At 36.3% G+C, this 17,189-nt stretch carries 17 protein-coding genes; 12 read left to right on the top strand and 5 right to left on the bottom strand.

Annotated features, from left to right (window positions below):
* Positions 1–57: 57 nt before the first annotated feature.
* From GGR42_RS11510 to GGR42_RS11465, 10 genes are all read left to right on the top strand, one after another.
* Positions 58–1,185 (top strand): aspartate aminotransferase family protein, encoded by a 1,128-nt coding sequence (locus GGR42_RS11510; protein WP_167964040.1) that lies wholly within the window; start codon positions 58–60, stop codon positions 1,183–1,185.
* Entirely contained in the window at positions 1,182–2,381 is a 1,200-nt protein-coding gene (locus GGR42_RS11505) for a glutamate-5-semialdehyde dehydrogenase (protein WP_167964038.1), read from the top strand. Before GGR42_RS11510 ends, GGR42_RS11505 begins: the two co-directional genes overlap by 4 nt.
* Positions 2,381–3,142, top strand: coding sequence for a glutamate 5-kinase (proB, locus tag GGR42_RS11500; RefSeq protein WP_167964036.1), 762 nt, complete (start codon positions 2,381–2,383; stop codon positions 3,140–3,142). Before GGR42_RS11505 ends, proB begins: the two co-directional genes overlap by 1 nt.
* 3 nt (positions 3,143–3,145) lie before the next feature.
* Positions 3,146–4,084 (top strand): N-acetylornithine carbamoyltransferase, encoded by a 939-nt coding sequence (locus GGR42_RS11495; protein ID WP_167964034.1) that lies wholly within the window; start codon positions 3,146–3,148, stop codon positions 4,082–4,084.
* A gap of 2 nt (positions 4,085–4,086) precedes the next feature.
* Complete coding sequence (locus GGR42_RS11490) at positions 4,087–4,266, top strand: hypothetical protein (RefSeq protein WP_167964032.1); 180 nt, start codon at positions 4,087–4,089, stop codon at positions 4,264–4,266.
* A gap of 95 nt (positions 4,267–4,361) precedes the next feature.
* Positions 4,362–5,210, top strand: a complete 849-nt coding sequence (gene argB / locus GGR42_RS11485; RefSeq protein ID WP_245201439.1) for an acetylglutamate kinase — start codon at positions 4,362–4,364, stop codon at positions 5,208–5,210.
* On the top strand, positions 5,207–6,277 hold the full coding sequence (locus tag GGR42_RS11480; RefSeq protein ID WP_167964030.1) for a M20 family metallo-hydrolase: 1,071 nt from the start codon (positions 5,207–5,209) through the stop codon (positions 6,275–6,277). Before argB ends, GGR42_RS11480 begins: the two co-directional genes overlap by 4 nt.
* Positions 6,274–7,560 carry an argininosuccinate lyase gene (argH, locus tag GGR42_RS11475; protein ID WP_167964028.1) on the top strand — a complete coding sequence of 429 codons (1,287 nt, stop codon included), beginning with the start codon at positions 6,274–6,276 and terminating at the stop codon, positions 7,558–7,560. Before GGR42_RS11480 ends, argH begins: the two co-directional genes overlap by 4 nt.
* A 3-nt stretch (positions 7,561–7,563) precedes the next feature.
* Positions 7,564–8,592, top strand: coding sequence for a glycoside hydrolase family 43 protein (locus tag GGR42_RS11470; RefSeq protein ID WP_167964026.1), 1,029 nt, complete (start codon positions 7,564–7,566; stop codon positions 8,590–8,592).
* Between the two features lie 5 nt (positions 8,593–8,597).
* Positions 8,598–10,181, top strand: coding sequence for a M1 family metallopeptidase (locus GGR42_RS11465; RefSeq protein ID WP_167964024.1), 1,584 nt, complete (start codon positions 8,598–8,600; stop codon positions 10,179–10,181).
* Between the two features lie 410 nt (positions 10,182–10,591).
* On the opposite strand, the gene GGR42_RS11460 is transcribed toward GGR42_RS11465, so the two are convergent.
* Genes GGR42_RS11460 through GGR42_RS11445 form a run of 4 tightly spaced genes read right to left on the bottom strand, consistent with a single transcriptional unit; the run spans position 10,592 to position 14,405 of the window.
* Positions 10,592–11,425 (bottom strand): pseudouridine synthase, encoded by an 834-nt coding sequence (locus tag GGR42_RS11460; protein ID WP_167964022.1) that lies wholly within the window; start codon positions 11,423–11,425, stop codon positions 10,592–10,594.
* A gap of 43 nt (positions 11,426–11,468) precedes the next feature.
* Positions 11,469–12,374 (bottom strand): geranylgeranylglycerol-phosphate geranylgeranyltransferase, encoded by a 906-nt coding sequence (locus GGR42_RS11455; protein ID WP_167964020.1) that lies wholly within the window; start codon positions 12,372–12,374, stop codon positions 11,469–11,471.
* A gap of 8 nt (positions 12,375–12,382) precedes the next feature.
* Complete coding sequence (locus GGR42_RS11450; RefSeq protein WP_167964018.1) at positions 12,383–13,321, bottom strand: mevalonate kinase family protein; 939 nt, start codon at positions 13,319–13,321, stop codon at positions 12,383–12,385.
* A gap of 1 nt (position 13,322) precedes the next feature.
* Positions 13,323–14,405: a diphosphomevalonate/mevalonate 3,5-bisphosphate decarboxylase family protein gene (locus GGR42_RS11445; protein WP_167964016.1), complete on the bottom strand. Its 1,083-nt coding sequence runs from the start codon at positions 14,403–14,405 to the stop codon at positions 13,323–13,325.
* A 96-nt stretch (positions 14,406–14,501) separates the two neighbouring features.
* On the opposite strand from GGR42_RS11445, the gene GGR42_RS11440 reads away from it, so the two are divergent.
* On the top strand, positions 14,502–14,975 hold the full coding sequence (locus GGR42_RS11440; protein ID WP_167964014.1) for a TspO/MBR family protein: 474 nt from the start codon (positions 14,502–14,504) through the stop codon (positions 14,973–14,975).
* Here GGR42_RS11440 and GGR42_RS11435 read toward each other — a convergent pair.
* Entirely contained in the window at positions 14,972–15,505 is a 534-nt protein-coding gene (locus GGR42_RS11435) for a DUF1697 domain-containing protein (RefSeq protein ID WP_167964012.1), read from the bottom strand. The two genes, GGR42_RS11440 and GGR42_RS11435, sit on opposite strands and share 4 nt — an antisense overlap.
* A 189-nt stretch (positions 15,506–15,694) precedes the next feature.
* On the opposite strand from GGR42_RS11435, the gene glpK reads away from it, so the two are divergent.
* A complete protein-coding gene (glpK, locus tag GGR42_RS11430; protein WP_167964010.1) occupies positions 15,695–17,188 on the top strand; it encodes a glycerol kinase GlpK in 1,494 nt (497 codons plus the stop codon).
* Position 17,189 lies beyond the last annotated feature (1 nt).

Here is a 17,189-nt window from a genome sequence, read left to right as displayed (position 1 = left end):
GCCTTTTCCCATCAATCGGGAGGATTTGAAATGATAAAAGCTTAGAAAAAGAAAGTTATGAAAATGTTTGATGTATACCCTCTATATGATGTAACCCCGGTTTCTGCCAAAGGAAATATTGTTACAGATAATAAAGGAAAAGAATATTTAGATTTTTATGGTGGTCATGGGGTTATTTCCATTGGGCATTCCCATCCTCATTATCTTAAAACAGTAAAAGAGCAATTGGATCATATTGGTTTTTACAGTAACTATATAAAAAACCCTAAACAACAAGAATTGGCAACCGCTCTGGGAAAGTTATCCGGCTGCAAAGATTATAATCTGTTCTTATGTAATTCGGGTGCAGAGGCCAACGAAAACGCCTTAAAATTGGCGTCCTTTCAAACAGGGAAATCAAGGGTTATATCCTTTAGCAATAGTTTTCACGGAAGAACTTCGGCAGCAGTTGCAGCAACCGATAATGAAAAAATAAATGCACCTATCAACAAACAACAAAAAGTAACTTTTTTACCTTTTGAAGATATGGATGCTTTTATATCAGAGATAGAAAAAGGTGATGTTTGTGCTGTTATTTTAGAAGCCATTCAAGGCATTGGCGGTTTAGATGAACCCTCTCCGGAATTCTTTAAAGGTATTGCCAAATTATGTAAAAAAAATGGGGCGCTTTTAATTGCTGATGAAATACAGTGTGGTTATGGGAGAAGTGGAAAATTCTTTGCTTTCCAACATCATAAAGTACAACCAGATATCATTACCATTGCCAAAGGCATGGGCAATGGATTTCCTGTTGGTGGGGTTCTAATTCATGAAGACATTAAAGCGTCCCATGGAGTTTTGGGAACTACTTTTGGGGGCAATCATTTGGCTTGCGCGGCATCAATTGCTGTATTGGAAGTAATGAAAAAGGAGAATTTGATGAAGAACGCCGCTAGCCTCTATGACTATTTTAAAGCCAAGGCGATAGCCATCCCCCAAGTGAAGAAAGTAAAAGGAAGAGGATTAATGTTGGGACTGGAATTTGATTTTGAAGTAGCTGAACTTAGAAAAAAAATGATTTTCAATCAGTCCATATTCACAGGTGGTGCCAAAAACAAGCATCTATTAAGAATTTTACCTCCGTTGAACATCACCCAGCACGATATAGACCTATTTTTTGACGCTTTAAAAGTAGAATTGCAGTGAGTTTATATTTAGACATACAGACCCGAAACGCTGTTCTGAATACCATGTCAAAACTGGTGAAAGAGGAGGAAGCTCGTATTCTGGATGCCAACAAAAAGGATATGGATAGTTATGACGGAGACGATATTGCTATGAGAGATCGCTTAAAGGTTGATCACAGCAAAATTGAAGGCATGATAGATTCCCTTGATCAATTGGCTGCTTTAGAGGACCCCTTGGGCATTGAAAGGTTTCGGTTTACACATGAAAACGGAATGCATATCAGTAATAAAACAGCTCCTTTTGGGACTATTTTAATTATTTATGAATCTAGGCCAGACGTTACCATTGAAGCCGCAGGCATTGCCTTTAAATCAGGGAATAAAATCTTATTGAAAGGTGGTAAGGAATCTGTACAAAGTAATCTGGTTTTGGTGGATTTATGGCACAAAGCATTACGGGAAAATGGTGCCATTACCGATTGGGTTACCTATTTGCAGTACAATAGAACAGAAACGCAGGCTTTCCTAGAAAATCCAACTCAGAAAATAGATCTGATTGTACCACGTGGTGGCGAAAAATTGATAGCCTTTGTAAAAAAGCATGCCACTTGCCCCGTGATTGTTAGTGGTCGTGGCAACAACTTTTTATATGTTGATAAGGAAGCTGATGCCAAAATGGCTTTGGAAATTATTATCAATGCAAAAACGGCAAAAATATCGGCCTGTAATGCGTTGGATAAAGTTCTAATTGATGAAGCTTTCCCTGAGAAAGAAGCTTTTGTTACCAGACTAATTTCAAAACTAAAGGAACATAATGTTGAGATTTTAGCCGATGGTAATTTTAGTTCTATGGATGATGTTTCAGAACTTACGGAAGAAGCTATTTGGTACGAGGAATTTTTGGATTATAAAATTGTAATTGGGCAAGTCAATGACCTCAATGAGGCAATTGAAAAAATAAACAAATATGGAGGAGGCCATTCTGCTGTAATTATCAGCAAGAACAATGAAACAGCTTATGACTTTATGAACTCTGTGGATTCTGCAGCAGTATACCAAAATGCATCAACCCGTTTTACCGATGGTTTTCAGTTTGGATTGGGAGGGGAATTGGCCATAAGCACGAATAAATTACACCAACGAGGTCCTATGGGCTTGCAGCATTTGGTAACGAACAAATGGTATGTTCATGGTGATGGACAAATTAGAGAATAATGAGCAAAAAACGAGTTTTACTAAAAATAGGTTCCAATACCCTTACCAAGGAAACCAATCATATTTCCCGAGGTAAAATTGAGGATATTGGTAGGCAAATTGCCAGTCTCAATAATGAATATGAATTCATTGTGGTAAGCTCAGGTGCTATTGCCGCAGCTAAACAATTCGTAAAATTGGAGCATAATGGACAAGAAATCACTGTAAAACAGGCCCTGGCTGCCATAGGTCAGCCCCATTTAATGCGAATGTTCCAAGAAAGTTTTAGAGAGCTGGGATTGTTCACTTCCCAATGTTTGTTGTCCTATTCCGATTTTGAAAAACCAGCTTCCAAAGAGAATATAAAAAACACAATTGATGTACTGGTCCAAAATAATTTTATTCCAATCATCAATGAAAATGACACTGTTGCCACCGATGAGATTAAATTTGGTGACAATGATAAACTAGCAGCATTGACCGCATCCCTTTTAAAGGCAGATTTATTAATTATCGCTACCAATACAAACGGCATTTACACCAAAGCATCTTTAGAAAATGGAAGTCCGGAAACTATTAAATCAGTCTCCGATATTTCAGATTTAACGACTGAAATCAGTGAAGGAAAATCAAGTCATGGTACGGGCGGTATGCAATCAAAAATTGATGCCATTACCATTGCGAAGCAATCCAACATTGAAACTTGGATCGTGAACGGACTCCAAGATAATTTTATTACTTCTGCTATTAAAGGAACTAGCGCTTACACAAAAATTAAGTAGACCATGAAGCATTATTTGTCAGTCAACGATATAGATAACCTTACAGATTGGGTAAAAGAAGCAAGAGATATAAAGGCCAATCCCACCCAGTTTAAAACCTTGGGAGAAGGAAAAACCATTTGCCTGTTGTTTTTTAATAATAGCTTAAGAACCCGATTGAGTACCCAAAAGGCTGCAATTAATCTTGGGATGGATGTCATTGTCATGAATTTTGGTGGAGAAGGCTGGGCATTGGAATATGTTGATGGAACAATAATGGACCAAGGCAAGGCAGAACATGTAAAAGAGGCCGCCCAAGTGGTTTCACAATATGCTGATATCATTGCCATACGTGCTTTTGCTTCATTAGAAGATAAAAAGCAAGACGAATCAGAAGAGGTTTTAATGGCCTTTACAAAATATGCCACAGTACCCATTGTAAATATGGAAAGTTCGGTTGGGCATCCTTTACAGGCTTTGGCCGATGCTATTACATTGAATGAAGCAAATACAAAAAAGAAACCCAAAGTTGTGTTGTCTTGGGCGCCGCACCCTAGAGCATTACCCCATGCCGTTGCCAATTCCTTTGTACAAATGATGCAATTGCAAGATGCTGATTTTGTAATTACTCATCCCAAAGGATACGAATTGGATACTAGAATTACCAAAGACTCTAAAATTGAGCACGACCAAAACAAAGCTTTGGAAGGTGCTGATTTTGTATATGTAAAAAACTGGAGCAGTTATTCTGATTATGGAAAAGTATTGAATGAAGATAAAAACTGGACAATTACCAAAAAGAAATTAGGGAATGCTAAATTTATGCATTGTTTACCGGTAAGAAGAAATGTAATTGTAACCGATGAAGTTTTGGACAGTGAACAATCCATAGTAATTGAGCAGGCGAATAATAGAACCTTTTCAGCACAGACTGTGCTGAAAAAAATACTTGAAAATTTGTAATCATGAATAAAGAAAAAATTGCTTGGGTTTTAATTTTTGCATTCATTATTATATTCATAATTAATACTTTAGAATTAGATTTTAGCAACTTAACCTTTAGGTCATTGTTAAACCCTTTAGCCAATATTTTAATGATAATTGCTATGTGGATAACCATTAAACAAGAAAGAAAAGAAAAATGAAGAAGATATTGGAAAGCATATAGTCAAGAAAAGTATAAAATGTCATATCGAACGAATGTGAGATATCTAGATTTCTCACCTTAAAAAGGTTCGAAATGACAAAGACAAAAAAAATGAGTTTAGATTCAGAACATATTGAAAATGGAAACCTCCCCTTCAGGAATGCAAGGAGAGGCTTATCCATCATAAAAATTGGCGGGAACGTCATAGAAAACAAGGAAGGTCTTTCTGATTTCATTATTGCTTTCTCAAAAATTAAAGGCCCAAAAATTTTAGTGCATGGCGGCGGAAAACTGGCAACGGAATTGGGCAAAAAACTAGGTATTGAATCTAAAATGGTGAATGGGAGAAGAATTACGGATGCTCAAAGTTTAGAATTGATTACTATGGTCTATGCGGGGCTTGCCAATAAAAACATTGTGGCCCAATTACAAGCTCAAAATTGTAATGCGATAGGGCTTTCTGGAGCGGATGGAAATAGTATTCAGGCCCACAAAAGGCCTATAAAAGAAATAGATTTTGGTTTTGTGGGTGATATTGATGGAATAAACAAAGAAACCATTGCTAAGCTAATTGAAGCAGACTTGGTCCCCGTTTTTTGCGCCATGTCCCATGATGGCAATGGACAATTATTGAACACCAATGCAGATACCATTGCATCGGAAATAGCCATTGGCATGAGCAATCAATATAAAACCACACTTTATTATTGTTTTGAGAAAAAAGGAGTTTTAATGAATGTAGAAGATGATAATTCAGTGGTAAAGTATATCAACACAGAATCTTATCAAAAACTATTGAAGAAAGAAATTATTGTAGACGGAATGCTTCCCAAAATGCACAATTGCTTTCATGCATTGAACAATAATGTAGAGAAAGTGTGCATCGGAGATGTTACTATGCTGAATTCCAAATCAACCCTATATACCACCTTAACCCTATGAGTTTCTCACAAGATATATTAACCAAAGAAGCTATTGAGCTGCTTAAAAAGTTAATTTCAATACAGTCTTTTTCAAAAGAAGAGGATAAAACCGCAGATGCAATTGAAGCTTGGTTTACTACCCATGATATTCCTTTTACAAGGGAAAATAACAATATATATGCAAAGAACAAGTATTGGGATGATACCAAACCAACGTTGCTTTTAAACTCGCATCACGATACCGTAAAACCAAATCAAGCCTATACAAAAGACCCTTTTCATGCACACATTGAAGATGGAAAATTATTTGGATTGGGAAGCAATGATGCTGGTGGGGCCTTAGTTTCACTTATTGCAACTTTTACCCATCTCTATTTAATGGAGGACCTCAACCATAATTTGCTGATGGTTGCATCGGCGGAGGAAGAAAATGCAGGAGAAAATAGTTTAAGGGGATTATTGCCAAGTCTCCCAAAAATTGATGTGGCCATTGTGGGAGAACCCACTTTAATGCAGTTGGCAATTGCCGAAAAAGGATTGGTAGTTTTTGATGCCGTTGTGGAAGGAACACCTTCCCATGCAGCCCATCCAAATGGCAATAATGCTATTTACAATACCATTAAGGTTTTGGAATGGTTTAAGAACTACAGATTTGAAAAAACTTCCGAGGCTTTGGGTGATGTAAAACTAACCGTAACCCAAATGAAGGCTGGAAGCGAACACAATGTGGTGCCTTCCCAAGTAGATTTAGTGATTGACGTTCGTGTAAATGATTCGTATACAAATAAAGAAATTGCTGATTTATTAAAGAAAGAAGCACCATGTAAGATACAAGAACGTGGGCTAAAGCTCAATTCATCCAAAATAGACAAAAACCATCCCTTAGTGCAATCGGGCATTGCACTGGGCAGGGAAACATATGGTTCTCCAACCTTATCGGATCAAGCAGCATTGAGCTGCCAATCTTTAAAATTAGGACCAGGCGATAGCACACGCTCCCATTCAGCTGATGAGTATATTTATGTGCAAGAAATTGAAGAAGGAATAGATTTATATATTAAGATTTTAAAAGGCTTTTTGTTATGAAACTCTGGGATAAAGGATTCAGTACCGATAAAAAAATAGATCATTTTACCGTTGGCAATGACAGGGAACTAGACTTGCTTTTAGCAAAATATGACGTTATTGCCTCTATGGCCCATGCTAAAATGCTTGGCAAAGTCGGGTTATTGACTTCGGATGAATCAGCTGCATTGGCAAAGGAATTAAGTGCTATTGGAACATCTATTGAAGAAGGTACTTTTACCATAGAAGATTCTTTTGAGGATATGCATTCCAAAATTGAATTCTTGCTCATTGAAAAACTAGGAGATACAGGAAAAAAAATACATATGGCAAGGTCTAGAAATGACCAGGTGTTGGTAGCCATGCATTTGTATTTAAAAGAAGAGCTCTTCAAAATTAAAAATGAGACGAAAGAACTGTTCGATTTACTGATGGTCTTGGCCAATAAATATAAGTCCGTTTTACTACCAGGCTATACGCATTTACAAATTGCCATGCCTTCCTCTTTTGGACTTTGGTTTTCATCATATGCGGAAAGCTTAATAGACGATTTGCACTTTGTAAATGCAGCTTTTAAGGTGGCCGATCAAAATCCTTTAGGTAGCGCCGCGGGTTATGGAAGCTCTTTTCCGGTCGATAGAACATATACTACCCAAGAAATGGGTTTTGAAACCTTAAAATACAATGTGGTTGCCGCCCAAATGAGTAGAGGAAAAGCAGAAAAAGCTACTGCTTTTGGGATTAGCTCTATTGCTTCAACCTTATCCAAATTGGCAATGGACATCTGTTTGTATATGAGTCAGAATTTCGACTTTATTAAATTCCCAGATGAACTTACTACAGGCAGTAGTATTATGCCACACAAGAAAAACCCGGATGTCTTCGAATTGATTAGGGCCAAATGCAACAAAATTCAAGCTGTACCCAATCAGCTAACATTAATGACCAACAATCTTCCAAGTGGGTATCATAGGGATCTACAATTGGTAAAAGAAGTAATTGTTCCGGCCATTCAAGATATGAAAGCTTGTTTGGAAATGATGACCTTTAGTTTAAAAGAAATTAGGGTCAACAAGGAAATTCTAGAAGACCCAAAATACGATTATCTTTTTAGTGTGGATACCTTAAATGAACTAGTATTAGACGGCATGCCTTTTAGGGATGCTTACAAGAAAATGGGCATTGAAATAAATAAAGGCACCTTTACTCCCAAAAGAGATATAAATCATACCCATGAGGGAAGTCTTGGTAATTTGTGTTTGGATGAAATTAAAGTGAAAATGAATAAGGTCTTAAACTCGTAAATAATGACATCAAAATTTATTGTGTACATATTCCTTATCGGAATTTTAGTGAGTTGTTCTGGAACAAAAATGGTTAATGAAAAGACTTCTAAGAATCCTATTTTTACAGGGTGGTATGCAGACCCTGAAGGAGTGGTCTTTAATAATGAATACTGGATTTATCCTACTTATTCAGCTACCTATGGAGAGCAGCTTTTTTTTGACGCGTTCAGTTCAAAAGACCTGGTTAAATGGAAAAAGCACAGCAAAATATTAGATACTACAATCATTAAATGGGCCAGACAAGCAATGTGGGCTCCGGCAGCTATAGAAAAAAACGGCAAGTACTACCTTTTCTTTTCTGCAAACGATGTTCAAAGACCAAGTCGGGATTCCTGGGACCCCAATAATGACATTAACCATTTTGGAGGTATCGGAATAGCTATTGCAGATTCCCCGGCCGGACCTTTCAAGGATTATTTGGGAAAACCCCTTATTTCTGATTTTTATAACGATGCCCAACCTATTGACCAATTCGCCTTTAAAGATACAGATGGAACCCATTATCTTTTTTATGGAGGGTGGAGCCATTGTAACCTAGGAATTTTGAATGATGATTTTACGGGTTTTGTTCCTTGGGAAAGTGGTGAAACTTTCAGAGAAATTACTCCTGAAGGTTATGTTGAAGGGCCATTCATGTTCATAAGAAACAACATTTATTACTTTATGTGGTCCGAAGGTGGTTGGACAAATGATTCTTACAAGGTTGCATATGCCATGGCGGATAAGGTAACAGGGCCCTTTAAAAAAATAGGAACTATATTAGAGATGGATAAAAGTATTGCAACCGGTGCAGGACATAACTCCGTATTAAATACTCCAGGAACAGATGATTGGTACATGGTGTATCATAGGCGTCCCATTCCCAATGAAGGGCGAGATCACCGTGTTACATGTATTGACAAGCTTGAATTTAACCATGATGGTACCATCAAAAATGTAAAGATGACTTTTGAAGGCGTTACTGCCAATAAAATAGGTTCAAAAAAATAAAACACATGAAAAATCTCCAGTTACTGGTCACACTCCTTTTAATTGGTACTTCTTCCGTCAAATCCCAAGACCAGTATCAAAGAAATAATTCTGCGGATGTAAAAGAATATGTTTTTAACCTCTCTTTAAATGATGAAAACGACAAAATTAAAGGAGAGACTCTGGTTACAGTGGATTTTACAAAAGAAGTGGGTCAGTTTGCTTTGGATTTAGTAGGCAAGAATGGTGAGTATGGTATGACGATTTCCAATGTTTATGAAGGAGATAATGTTACTCATTACACTTTTGAGCAAAATAAGATTAAAATAACACCTACTTCGTCCAATGAAAAAACCAGGACCTTTAAAATTCAATATAGCGGGGTTCCAGAAAGAGGATTGGTCATTGATACCACTAAATATGGGCAACGTTCTTTCTTTGGAGATAATTGGCCCAATTTGGCTCGCCACTGGTTGCCCTCGGTAGACCACCCCTCTGATAAGGCAACCATTGAATTTAGAATAACCGCACCAGATTACTATGATGTAGTAGCAACAGGTGAAAAAATTGAGGAGAGTAGCTTAGGAAATGGCTTAAAACTAACAACCTATAAGGAACCTGCACCTGTCCCCATGAAAGTGGTTACAATAGGTGTAACCAAATTTGCCAGTATGTTATTGGATGAGGTTTACGATATTCCCGTCTCTGCTTGGGTATATCCAGAGAACCGATTGGATGGTTTTTATGATTACAAGGTAGCCACAAAAGTGCTAAAATATTTTATTGACAATATTGGTCCTTATTCCTATGCGAAATTGGCAAATATGCAGGCCAAAACGCAATGGGGCGGATTGGAAAATGCCGGAACCATTGCATATTTTGAAAATTCCGTAACCGGAAAAAACGAAGTAGAGGGTTTAATAGCACATGAAATTGCACATCAATGGTTTGGAAATTCCGCAACAGAAAATGACTGGAACCATGTATGGCTAAGTGAAGGCTTTGCCACTTATTTTGGCATTTTATACCTAGAAAGTGTTTACGGCAATGAAAAAAGAAAAGAAGAATCTATATTGGATAGAAAACAGGTGATTGACTATTATAAGAAAAAGCCTGCTCCCATTGTAGACCCTTCAATCATTGACCCCATGAAAGTATTGAGCACCAATACCTACCAAAAAGGAGGATGGATATTAAACATGCTTCGACATAAGCTGGGAGATGAAACTTTTTGGAATGGTATAAGAACTTATTACAAAACCTACCAAAATGCCAATGCCATGACCAGTGATTTTCAAAAAATCATGGAAGAAGTTTCGGGGAAAAATCTTGAAACCTTCTTTAATCAATGGATTTTTACAAAAGGACACCCTCAATTAAAATGGGACTGGGCCTATAAAAGAGGTTTGCTCAAGGTTACCATCAACCAAATTCAGGACCATCATATCTTTCAATTTCCTCTTGAAATTGGAGTTATCCATGGAGAAGATCTAAAAACTGAAATTGTACAAATATCAAAAGGCTCCGAAACCTTTGAAATTAAAATAAAAAGTAAGCCTGATAGTGTTGTTTTAGACCCAAATGTCTGGTTATTGTTTGAAGAAAGATGAAAATTTCTCCTTTTCCATTGAAATAAAAGTGTCAGTGCCTAGCTTTTGCAAAAGCTATAGAAATATCCCATTTATAGCTTAATAGAAGATAATTAATCAACCTTTCTTTTTGTAAAAAAGAAGGTTGTTAGAATATTTAAGAAGTATATTAAAATCTGTCCGGATATTGTAATCATAATACTTGTCCAGAACAATAAAAGTTGGAACAACAACAGAAACAAAAAATAAAAGGGTCATCCATACTATTGGTATCTTCTTAAACCAAATTAAAAGCCAATACCCTATTCCACATCTTCCAATCCAAATGACAAAATACTTTAAGGATATACATGGGAGATTTTAAGATAAGTGTCATGTAAACTAACATCTATTGTTGAGTTTTGAGAATCAAAAAAAATTGGAGAAGGTTATTATTTAATCATTCCCAAATTAACCACTTCTTGTGCGGTAAGGTGCCTCCAATGCCCACGTGGAAGGTCTTTTTTAGTAAGTCCTGCATAAACAACACGGTCCAGTTTTACTACATCATACTCCAAATGTTCAAAAATGCGACGTACTATATTGTTTCTACTACTAAAAAGTTCTATTCCGACTTCTCTTTTGGGTGAGTTTTCCACATAACTAATATCAGCAACCCTAACCAAACTTTCTTCCACAGTAATTCCTTCCCGTATCTTCTTTAAATCCTCCGAGCGCAAATCTTTGTTTAACTCCACATGATAAATTTTTCGTAATCCATTTTTTGGCCTGGCCAGTCTGGTCAACATTTCTCCATCGTTGGTAAAAATAATGAGTCCCGTTGTTGCTTTTTCTAGCTTCCCAATAGGTGTCAATTTAGACTTTGATGCCCCAAGAACCAGCTGCGCTGCAGTTCTTCTTCCCCTACCATCCTTTTCTGTGGTAGCAAAATCCTTGGGTTTGTTCAATAAAATATATACTTTTTTTTCAGGGTTTAATAGACGTCCATCAAATTTTACAACATCACTTAACTTCACCTTATAACCCATTTCAGTAACTGGCTTACCGTTTACTGTTACATTCCCAGCAGAAATATAAATATCCGCATCCCTTCTAGAACATACTCCAGAATTGGCCACATACTTATTTAGTCTAATCGAATTTGGATCAGAAGGTTTTTGTTGTTCCGTTTTCTTTTTTAAAGGTGAATTTCCCCTGGAAAAGCTTTTCTTTCTAAAGTTTCCACCTTGTCTCCCTGAAGCTCTTTTGTCATTGCTGTCGCCCATGAACTGTATTTTTTGCAAAGGTAGGCAAAGGATATGGGTTTGTTCATAAAATTCGGTGGAGAACCAAATCAATATCAATCAATAAAATACTAAAAACACCTACAATGATGATAAGCTTTAGAATATTGTGCAGCCATACATAATGTTTTTTACTACTTGATTTCCACAACAATACCAAAAAAAGAAGTAAGAGCATAACACTCCCAATAAAATAAAGGTACATATATCCAACATCAAACTTGTTGATAAGTAGAAAAGCGGGAATCAAAGTTAAAAGCACCAATACTCCAATCATTCTTTTTGAAACTTTTACGCCTAAAATTATGGGAATCGTTCTGTAATTTTGCACTAGATCTCCCTTAACATTTTCCAAATCCTTAATCATCTCCCTTGCCAAAATAAGTAGAAAAAGAAAAACAGCATGTACAAAAATGACTGTTTCAAAATTCTTATAATACACAAAAACAGCAAAAAAGGGAGCAATGGCCAATGTAGCTGATACCAAATTCCCAACAAAAGGGATTCTCTTTAGTTTATGGGAGTAGAACCAAATTCCAAAAATGTAGGCAGAGAAAAAAAACACTGCCCTAAAAGAAATATAGCTGGCGGCAAAAACTGCCAAAAAATTTAAAATAAAATACGTGGTCAGTTTAAATCTTTGACTTACCAACTTATCCAACATGCTCTTACGCGGCTTATTGATTAAATCCTTTTCTGCGTCATAAAAATTATTGATGATATACCCTGCAGCAATTACCAAAGCGGAGGCTGTTACAATAAGCAAAAGATTTAAGTCAAAAACCACTTTTCTAAGTGGCCAGTCATGTGCAAGAATATAAATGGAAGCCAAATATTGGGCAAGGGTAATCATAAGGATGTTATATCCCCTTACAACAGAAAACAGGCTCACTAATTTAAATATTAGGAGTTTGTTCTTTCGACTAAACATGTTGATTTTTAGAAGTTGTAAACCACTTCCAATTTATGTCCTGCTAGGGCCAACTTGGCCTTGTCTATATCCTGGGTAAAACCAAGAATATAGCCTCCACCGCCAGAACCACAAAGTTTTAAATAGTACTCATTGGTATCTATACCATGTTTCCAAAGTTTGTGAAACTCTGCTGGAATCATTGGTTTAAAGTTTTTGAGAACCACATGGGACAATTGCTTAAGATTCCCAAAAAGTGATTTCACATTTCCATTAATAAAATCTTCCACACAAGCATCAGTATGTTTTATGAACTGATTCTTGAGCATATTCCTAAATCCTTCTTGTTTCATTTTTTCCATGAAAATTTGAACCATAGGTGCAGTTTCCCCAGTAATACCACTATCAAGCAAAAAGACTGCGCCTTTTCCCTCTAAGTTTTGTGATGGAATACTGGTAGACTCTATATTATCTTGGGAATTAATAAGGATAGGCAAACTTAAATAGCTGTTCAAAGGATCTAATCCCGAAGATTTTCCATGAAAGAAAGACTCCATTTTACCAAATATGGTCTTAAGCTTTAAAAGCTTGTCCCTAGTAAGGTTTTCTAATACTGTAATTTTATTTTGAGCGTATTTATCATAAATAGCAGCAACCAAAGCGCCGCTACTTCCTATTCCATATCCTTGTGGAATGGAACTGTCAAAATACATTCCCTTGGAAAGATCCCTTTTTAAAGCATTCAAATCAAAAGTTACCAATTCTGGTTGCTCTTGTTGTATTTCTTCTAAATAGGAAACAAACTTATTTAAACTTTCATTAGATTCTTTTGCTTCTCCCTCTAAATTTTCATCCGTCTTTAACGCTCCTTTAAAAAAGTTATAGGGAATTGAAAGTCCTTTGGAATCTTTAATGATACCATACTCTCCAAAAAGCAAAATTTTAGAATAAAATAGAGGTCCTTTCATACTATAATTGTTTGGCTCCAAAACCAATTCTGTCACAAATATACTGTTGTTCTTCACAATATACAACCAACTCATCTTTAATGAATTGAAAAACGACATCTTTCTCATTTTCTGGATAAAGTACATGAACATTTGCTCCAGCATCCAGCGTAAAGCAAATATGGGTATTTGTTGCTTTTCTAAACTCCCATATTTTGTTAATAATATTCAATGTATTGGGCTTCATTAACATAAAATAGGGCAAACTGGTCATCATCATGGCGTGCAGTGTAAGCGCCTCACTTTCTACTATCTCAATAAACTTATCCAAATCCCCTTTTTCAAATACGGATTGTAATCCTTTTAAATTTACATGTGCCTGTTTAAAACGTTTTTCTGAAAAAGGGTGGTTGTGCATTAAATTGTGGCCGACTGAGCTGCTTACTTGTTTTTGCCCCTTATCAACTAGAAGGATAGTATCAAAATAATTTTTGAACACAGAATGAACTTTGAATGGATATTTTATTGCAAACAAATCCGAACTACCAATAATTTCTTTGTGCTCTCCCCACTGAATTAGATCCCCCTCGATACTTCTACAAGCACTCCCAGAGCCTAAACGTGCCAAGAACGAAGCTTTTTGGTTAAAAAAATCTGAACTCATCTCTGGATTTAATTCCTTTTCCAGGCTCATTAAACAAAGGGCCAAGGCAGCCATACCACTCGCCGATGAAGCTATTCCACTACTATGTGGAAAAGAATTGGACGTTTCAACAATAAAAATATACTCTTTTAGAAAAGGTAAATATGGTTCTATTCTATTAAAAAATGATTCGATTTTTGGCCTAAAGTCCTCTTTGGGTTTCCCTTCAAAAAATAGGTCTATTGAAAATTCTGGGCTTCTATTTTCAAGTTTTTTGTAACTGACAGTTGTAGTTGTAGCACAGGCATCCAATGTAAAACTGATGGATGGATTTGCTGGAATCTGATTTTCTTTCTTGCCCCAATACTTTACCAAAGCAATATTGCTTGGGGCCTTCCATGTTACTTTTCCTTCTTTTTTTTGATGCGAATACACTGAGGGAACAAAGTGGGTAGAAATCATTTAAAAAATATATTTGGACAAAGATAGTTTTTACCAACTTTTCATAGGCTCTCAATTGAAATAAATTACTATTTTAGTTGGCTTGCAACCAACCTTTTGAAAAAGAAAATCACATATATAATTATATCTGTTGGCATATGTTTGCTCATTGGCTTTCTGTCGAGCATGATTACCCAAAACTCTGTTAACGATTGGTATATTGGTTTGAACAAACCAAGCTATAACCCACCTAATTGGATTTTTGCCCCTGTTTGGACGGTTCTCTACATTTTAATGGGAATAGCAGCGGGCCTAGTCTGGGCAAAAGGTTTCTATCATATTTGGGTAAAAACAGCTCTATACCATTTTGGATTTCAACTTCTACTAAACGCTCTTTGGAGTATTATATTTTTTGGATTTCAATCTCCTTTTTGGGCACTTCTGATTATTTTGGTTTTGGCATTGCTCATTTTATTTACCATAAATTGGTTTAGAATAGTTAGCACTACCGCCGCCTACCTTATGATTCCCTATTTGTTGTGGGTATGTTTTGCCACCTTGCTGAACTATAAAATATGGGAAATGAATTAACCGCTTGCTAATTCCACTAACTTAGTCATTGTCCTTAAATTCCTTGTTGTAGCAGAAACTTTTAATTTTCTTTCAATTAGATTATTATTCAGTTTAGCATTCCCAGCTCCCTTATGACAAACCAAATAAATACATTGGCCAGCAATTACAAAATCTTCATTATTATAGCTTGTTTCATGAAATTCCTCCACTAATGATGCTTTTGGTTCGTCCTTGAGCAATACAAAATATTGCTTCTTATCCTCTTCCTTTGAAAAGGGATTATTCAACAAAATTGAGTTTAAAATATCAAAAGTGGTAACAAGAACTGGGACATCAAATCCAAAATTGGACATAATTGTCTCTTTTATTTTATCCTCCAAAATATCAACCAATTCATCTTCACTTTTAAAAACTACATTGCCACTTTGTATATAGGTAACCACCTCTTTTAGTCCCAATTGCTCCATTGATTTCTTTAAATCCACCATTAGAATTTTCTTTTGGCCACTTACATTTATTCCTCTTAGTAAAGCTATATACGTTTTCATTTCAATTTTTTTAAACCACTTAAAATCAATATATTGAATACCTATATGATAACCAATAATTATCAATTTTAATATAGTGATGCTCAGCAATTCACTTAAATCTTAAAACATTTATTATAATGCTAAATTTAAATAAATCTACAATCACTATATTTAATAACTTTAAAACTTCTTTGTAATATTTACAGTATGAGCAATTACATTTTGGCCCTTGACCAAGGAACAACAAGTTCTCGTGCTGTCATTTTCAACAAAAAGGGAGATATCATCTCTGTTGAGCAAAAAGAGTTTACTCAAATTTTTCCAAAGCCAGGATGGGTAGAGCACAACCCTATGGAAATTTGGGATACACAATCGGACATCGCCAAAGCAGTACTTTCAAACGCAAGTATTAGTTCCTCACAAATTAGGGCCATAGGCATTACCAATCAAAGGGAAACCGTTGTTGTTTGGGATAAAAAAACTGGAAAGCCCATCTACAATGCCATTGTTTGGCAGGATAAAAGAACTTCTAATTTTTGTGATGAGTTAAAAAAACAAGGAAAATCAGACAGCATTAGAGAAAAAACAGGACTAGTGATAGACTCTTATTTTTCTGGCACCAAAGTAAAATGGATTTTAGATCATGTTGATGGTGCCAGAAAACGTTCGGAAAATGGCGAACTCCTTATGGGAACCATTGATTCATGGCTTATCTGGAAAATGACAAGCGGAGCGTTGCACATTACAGACGTTACCAATGCGTCAAGGACCTTGCTTTTCAATATCAATACAATGGAATGGGATGACGAACTTCTTCAGCTTATGGATGTTCCCAAAAGTATGTTGCCCAAAGTAAAGCAGTCCAGTGAAGTTTACGGGGGCACAGATTTTTTAGGAAGTAGTATTCCTATTGCGGGCATTGCCGGTGACCAACAAGCTGCTCTTTTTGGTCAGATGTGCATAAAAAAAGGAATGGTAAAAAATACCTATGGCACAGGATGTTTTATGTTGATGAATATTGGTGACAAACCCATTGTTTCCAAAAATGGTTTGTTGACAACAGTGGCCTGGACCATTAACAATAAAACCTATTATGCGTTGGAAGGCAGCATTTTTATTGCAGGTGCCGTGGTCCAATGGCTTAGGGATGGATTAAAAATAATAGAAAAATCATCAGATATTGAAAAATTGGCAACGAGTGTCAAAAGTTCTGATGGGGTTTATGTGGTACCTGCATTTGCGGGATTGGGTGCCCCATATTGGAATCAGCATGCCCAGGGAACTATTTTTGGGTTGACCCGCGGCAGTACGGATGCCCATATTGCTCGAGCCTCTTTAGAAGCCATTGCATACCAAACTATGGATGTTCTAAAAGCAATGGAAGCAGACTCTGGAGTGGCAATAAATGAATTACGTGTGGATGGCGGTGCAACGGTTAACGATTTATTGATGCAGTTTCAGGCGGATATTTTAAATACAGTAACTGTACGTCCACAAATTGTGGAGACAACTGCAATGGGTGCTGCATATTTAGCTGGACTGGCAGTGGGCTACTGGGGCAGTTTGGAGGAAATTCGGGAAATTTGGAAAGTAGATGTCCATTTTAAGCCAACAAACGAAAGAGATATAATTAGTGACGGCATCAAAGGTTGGCATAAAGCTATCGATGCCATACAATATTGGTCAAAAAACAACTTATAAA

This window comes from Saonia flava (genome assembly GCF_011927795.1).
GTDB classification, from domain to species: Bacteria; Bacteroidota; Bacteroidia; order Flavobacteriales; family Flavobacteriaceae; genus Saonia; species Saonia flava.
Note: the sequence above shows the minus strand (reverse complement) of the source record. Positions and strands in the feature narration are given on the sequence as shown.

Excerpts from the sequence above, each read along its gene's own strand:
- GGR42_RS11510 (WP_167964040.1), top strand. The coding sequence starts at position 58 with ATGAAAATGTTTGATGTATACCCTCTATATGATGTAACCCCGGTTTCT.
- proB (WP_167964036.1), top strand. The coding sequence starts at position 2,381 with ATGAGCAAAAAACGAGTTTTACTAAAAATAGGTTCCAATACCCTTACC.
- GGR42_RS11495 (WP_167964034.1), top strand. The coding sequence starts at position 3,146 with ATGAAGCATTATTTGTCAGTCAACGATATAGATAACCTTACAGATTGG.
- GGR42_RS11490 (WP_167964032.1), top strand. The coding sequence starts at position 4,087 with ATGAATAAAGAAAAAATTGCTTGGGTTTTAATTTTTGCATTCATTATT.
- argB (WP_245201439.1), top strand. The coding sequence starts at position 4,362 with ATGACAAAGACAAAAAAAATGAGTTTAGATTCAGAACATATTGAAAAT.
- GGR42_RS11480 (WP_167964030.1), top strand. The coding sequence starts at position 5,207 with ATGAGTTTCTCACAAGATATATTAACCAAAGAAGCTATTGAGCTGCTT.
- argH (WP_167964028.1), top strand. The coding sequence starts at position 6,274 with ATGAAACTCTGGGATAAAGGATTCAGTACCGATAAAAAAATAGATCAT.
- GGR42_RS11470 (WP_167964026.1), top strand. The coding sequence starts at position 7,564 with ATGACATCAAAATTTATTGTGTACATATTCCTTATCGGAATTTTAGTG.
- GGR42_RS11465 (WP_167964024.1), top strand. The coding sequence starts at position 8,598 with ATGAAAAATCTCCAGTTACTGGTCACACTCCTTTTAATTGGTACTTCT.
- GGR42_RS11460 (WP_167964022.1), bottom strand. The coding sequence starts at position 11,425 with ATGGGCGACAGCAATGACAAAAGAGCTTCAGGGAGACAAGGTGGAAAC.
- GGR42_RS11455 (WP_167964020.1), bottom strand. The coding sequence starts at position 12,374 with ATGTTTAGTCGAAAGAACAAACTCCTAATATTTAAATTAGTGAGCCTG.
- GGR42_RS11450 (WP_167964018.1), bottom strand. The coding sequence starts at position 13,321 with ATGAAAGGACCTCTATTTTATTCTAAAATTTTGCTTTTTGGAGAGTAT.
- GGR42_RS11445 (WP_167964016.1), bottom strand. The coding sequence starts at position 14,405 with ATGATTTCTACCCACTTTGTTCCCTCAGTGTATTCGCATCAAAAAAAA.
- GGR42_RS11435 (WP_167964012.1), bottom strand. The coding sequence starts at position 15,505 with ATGAAAACGTATATAGCTTTACTAAGAGGAATAAATGTAAGTGGCCAA.
- glpK (WP_167964010.1), top strand. The coding sequence starts at position 15,695 with ATGAGCAATTACATTTTGGCCCTTGACCAAGGAACAACAAGTTCTCGT.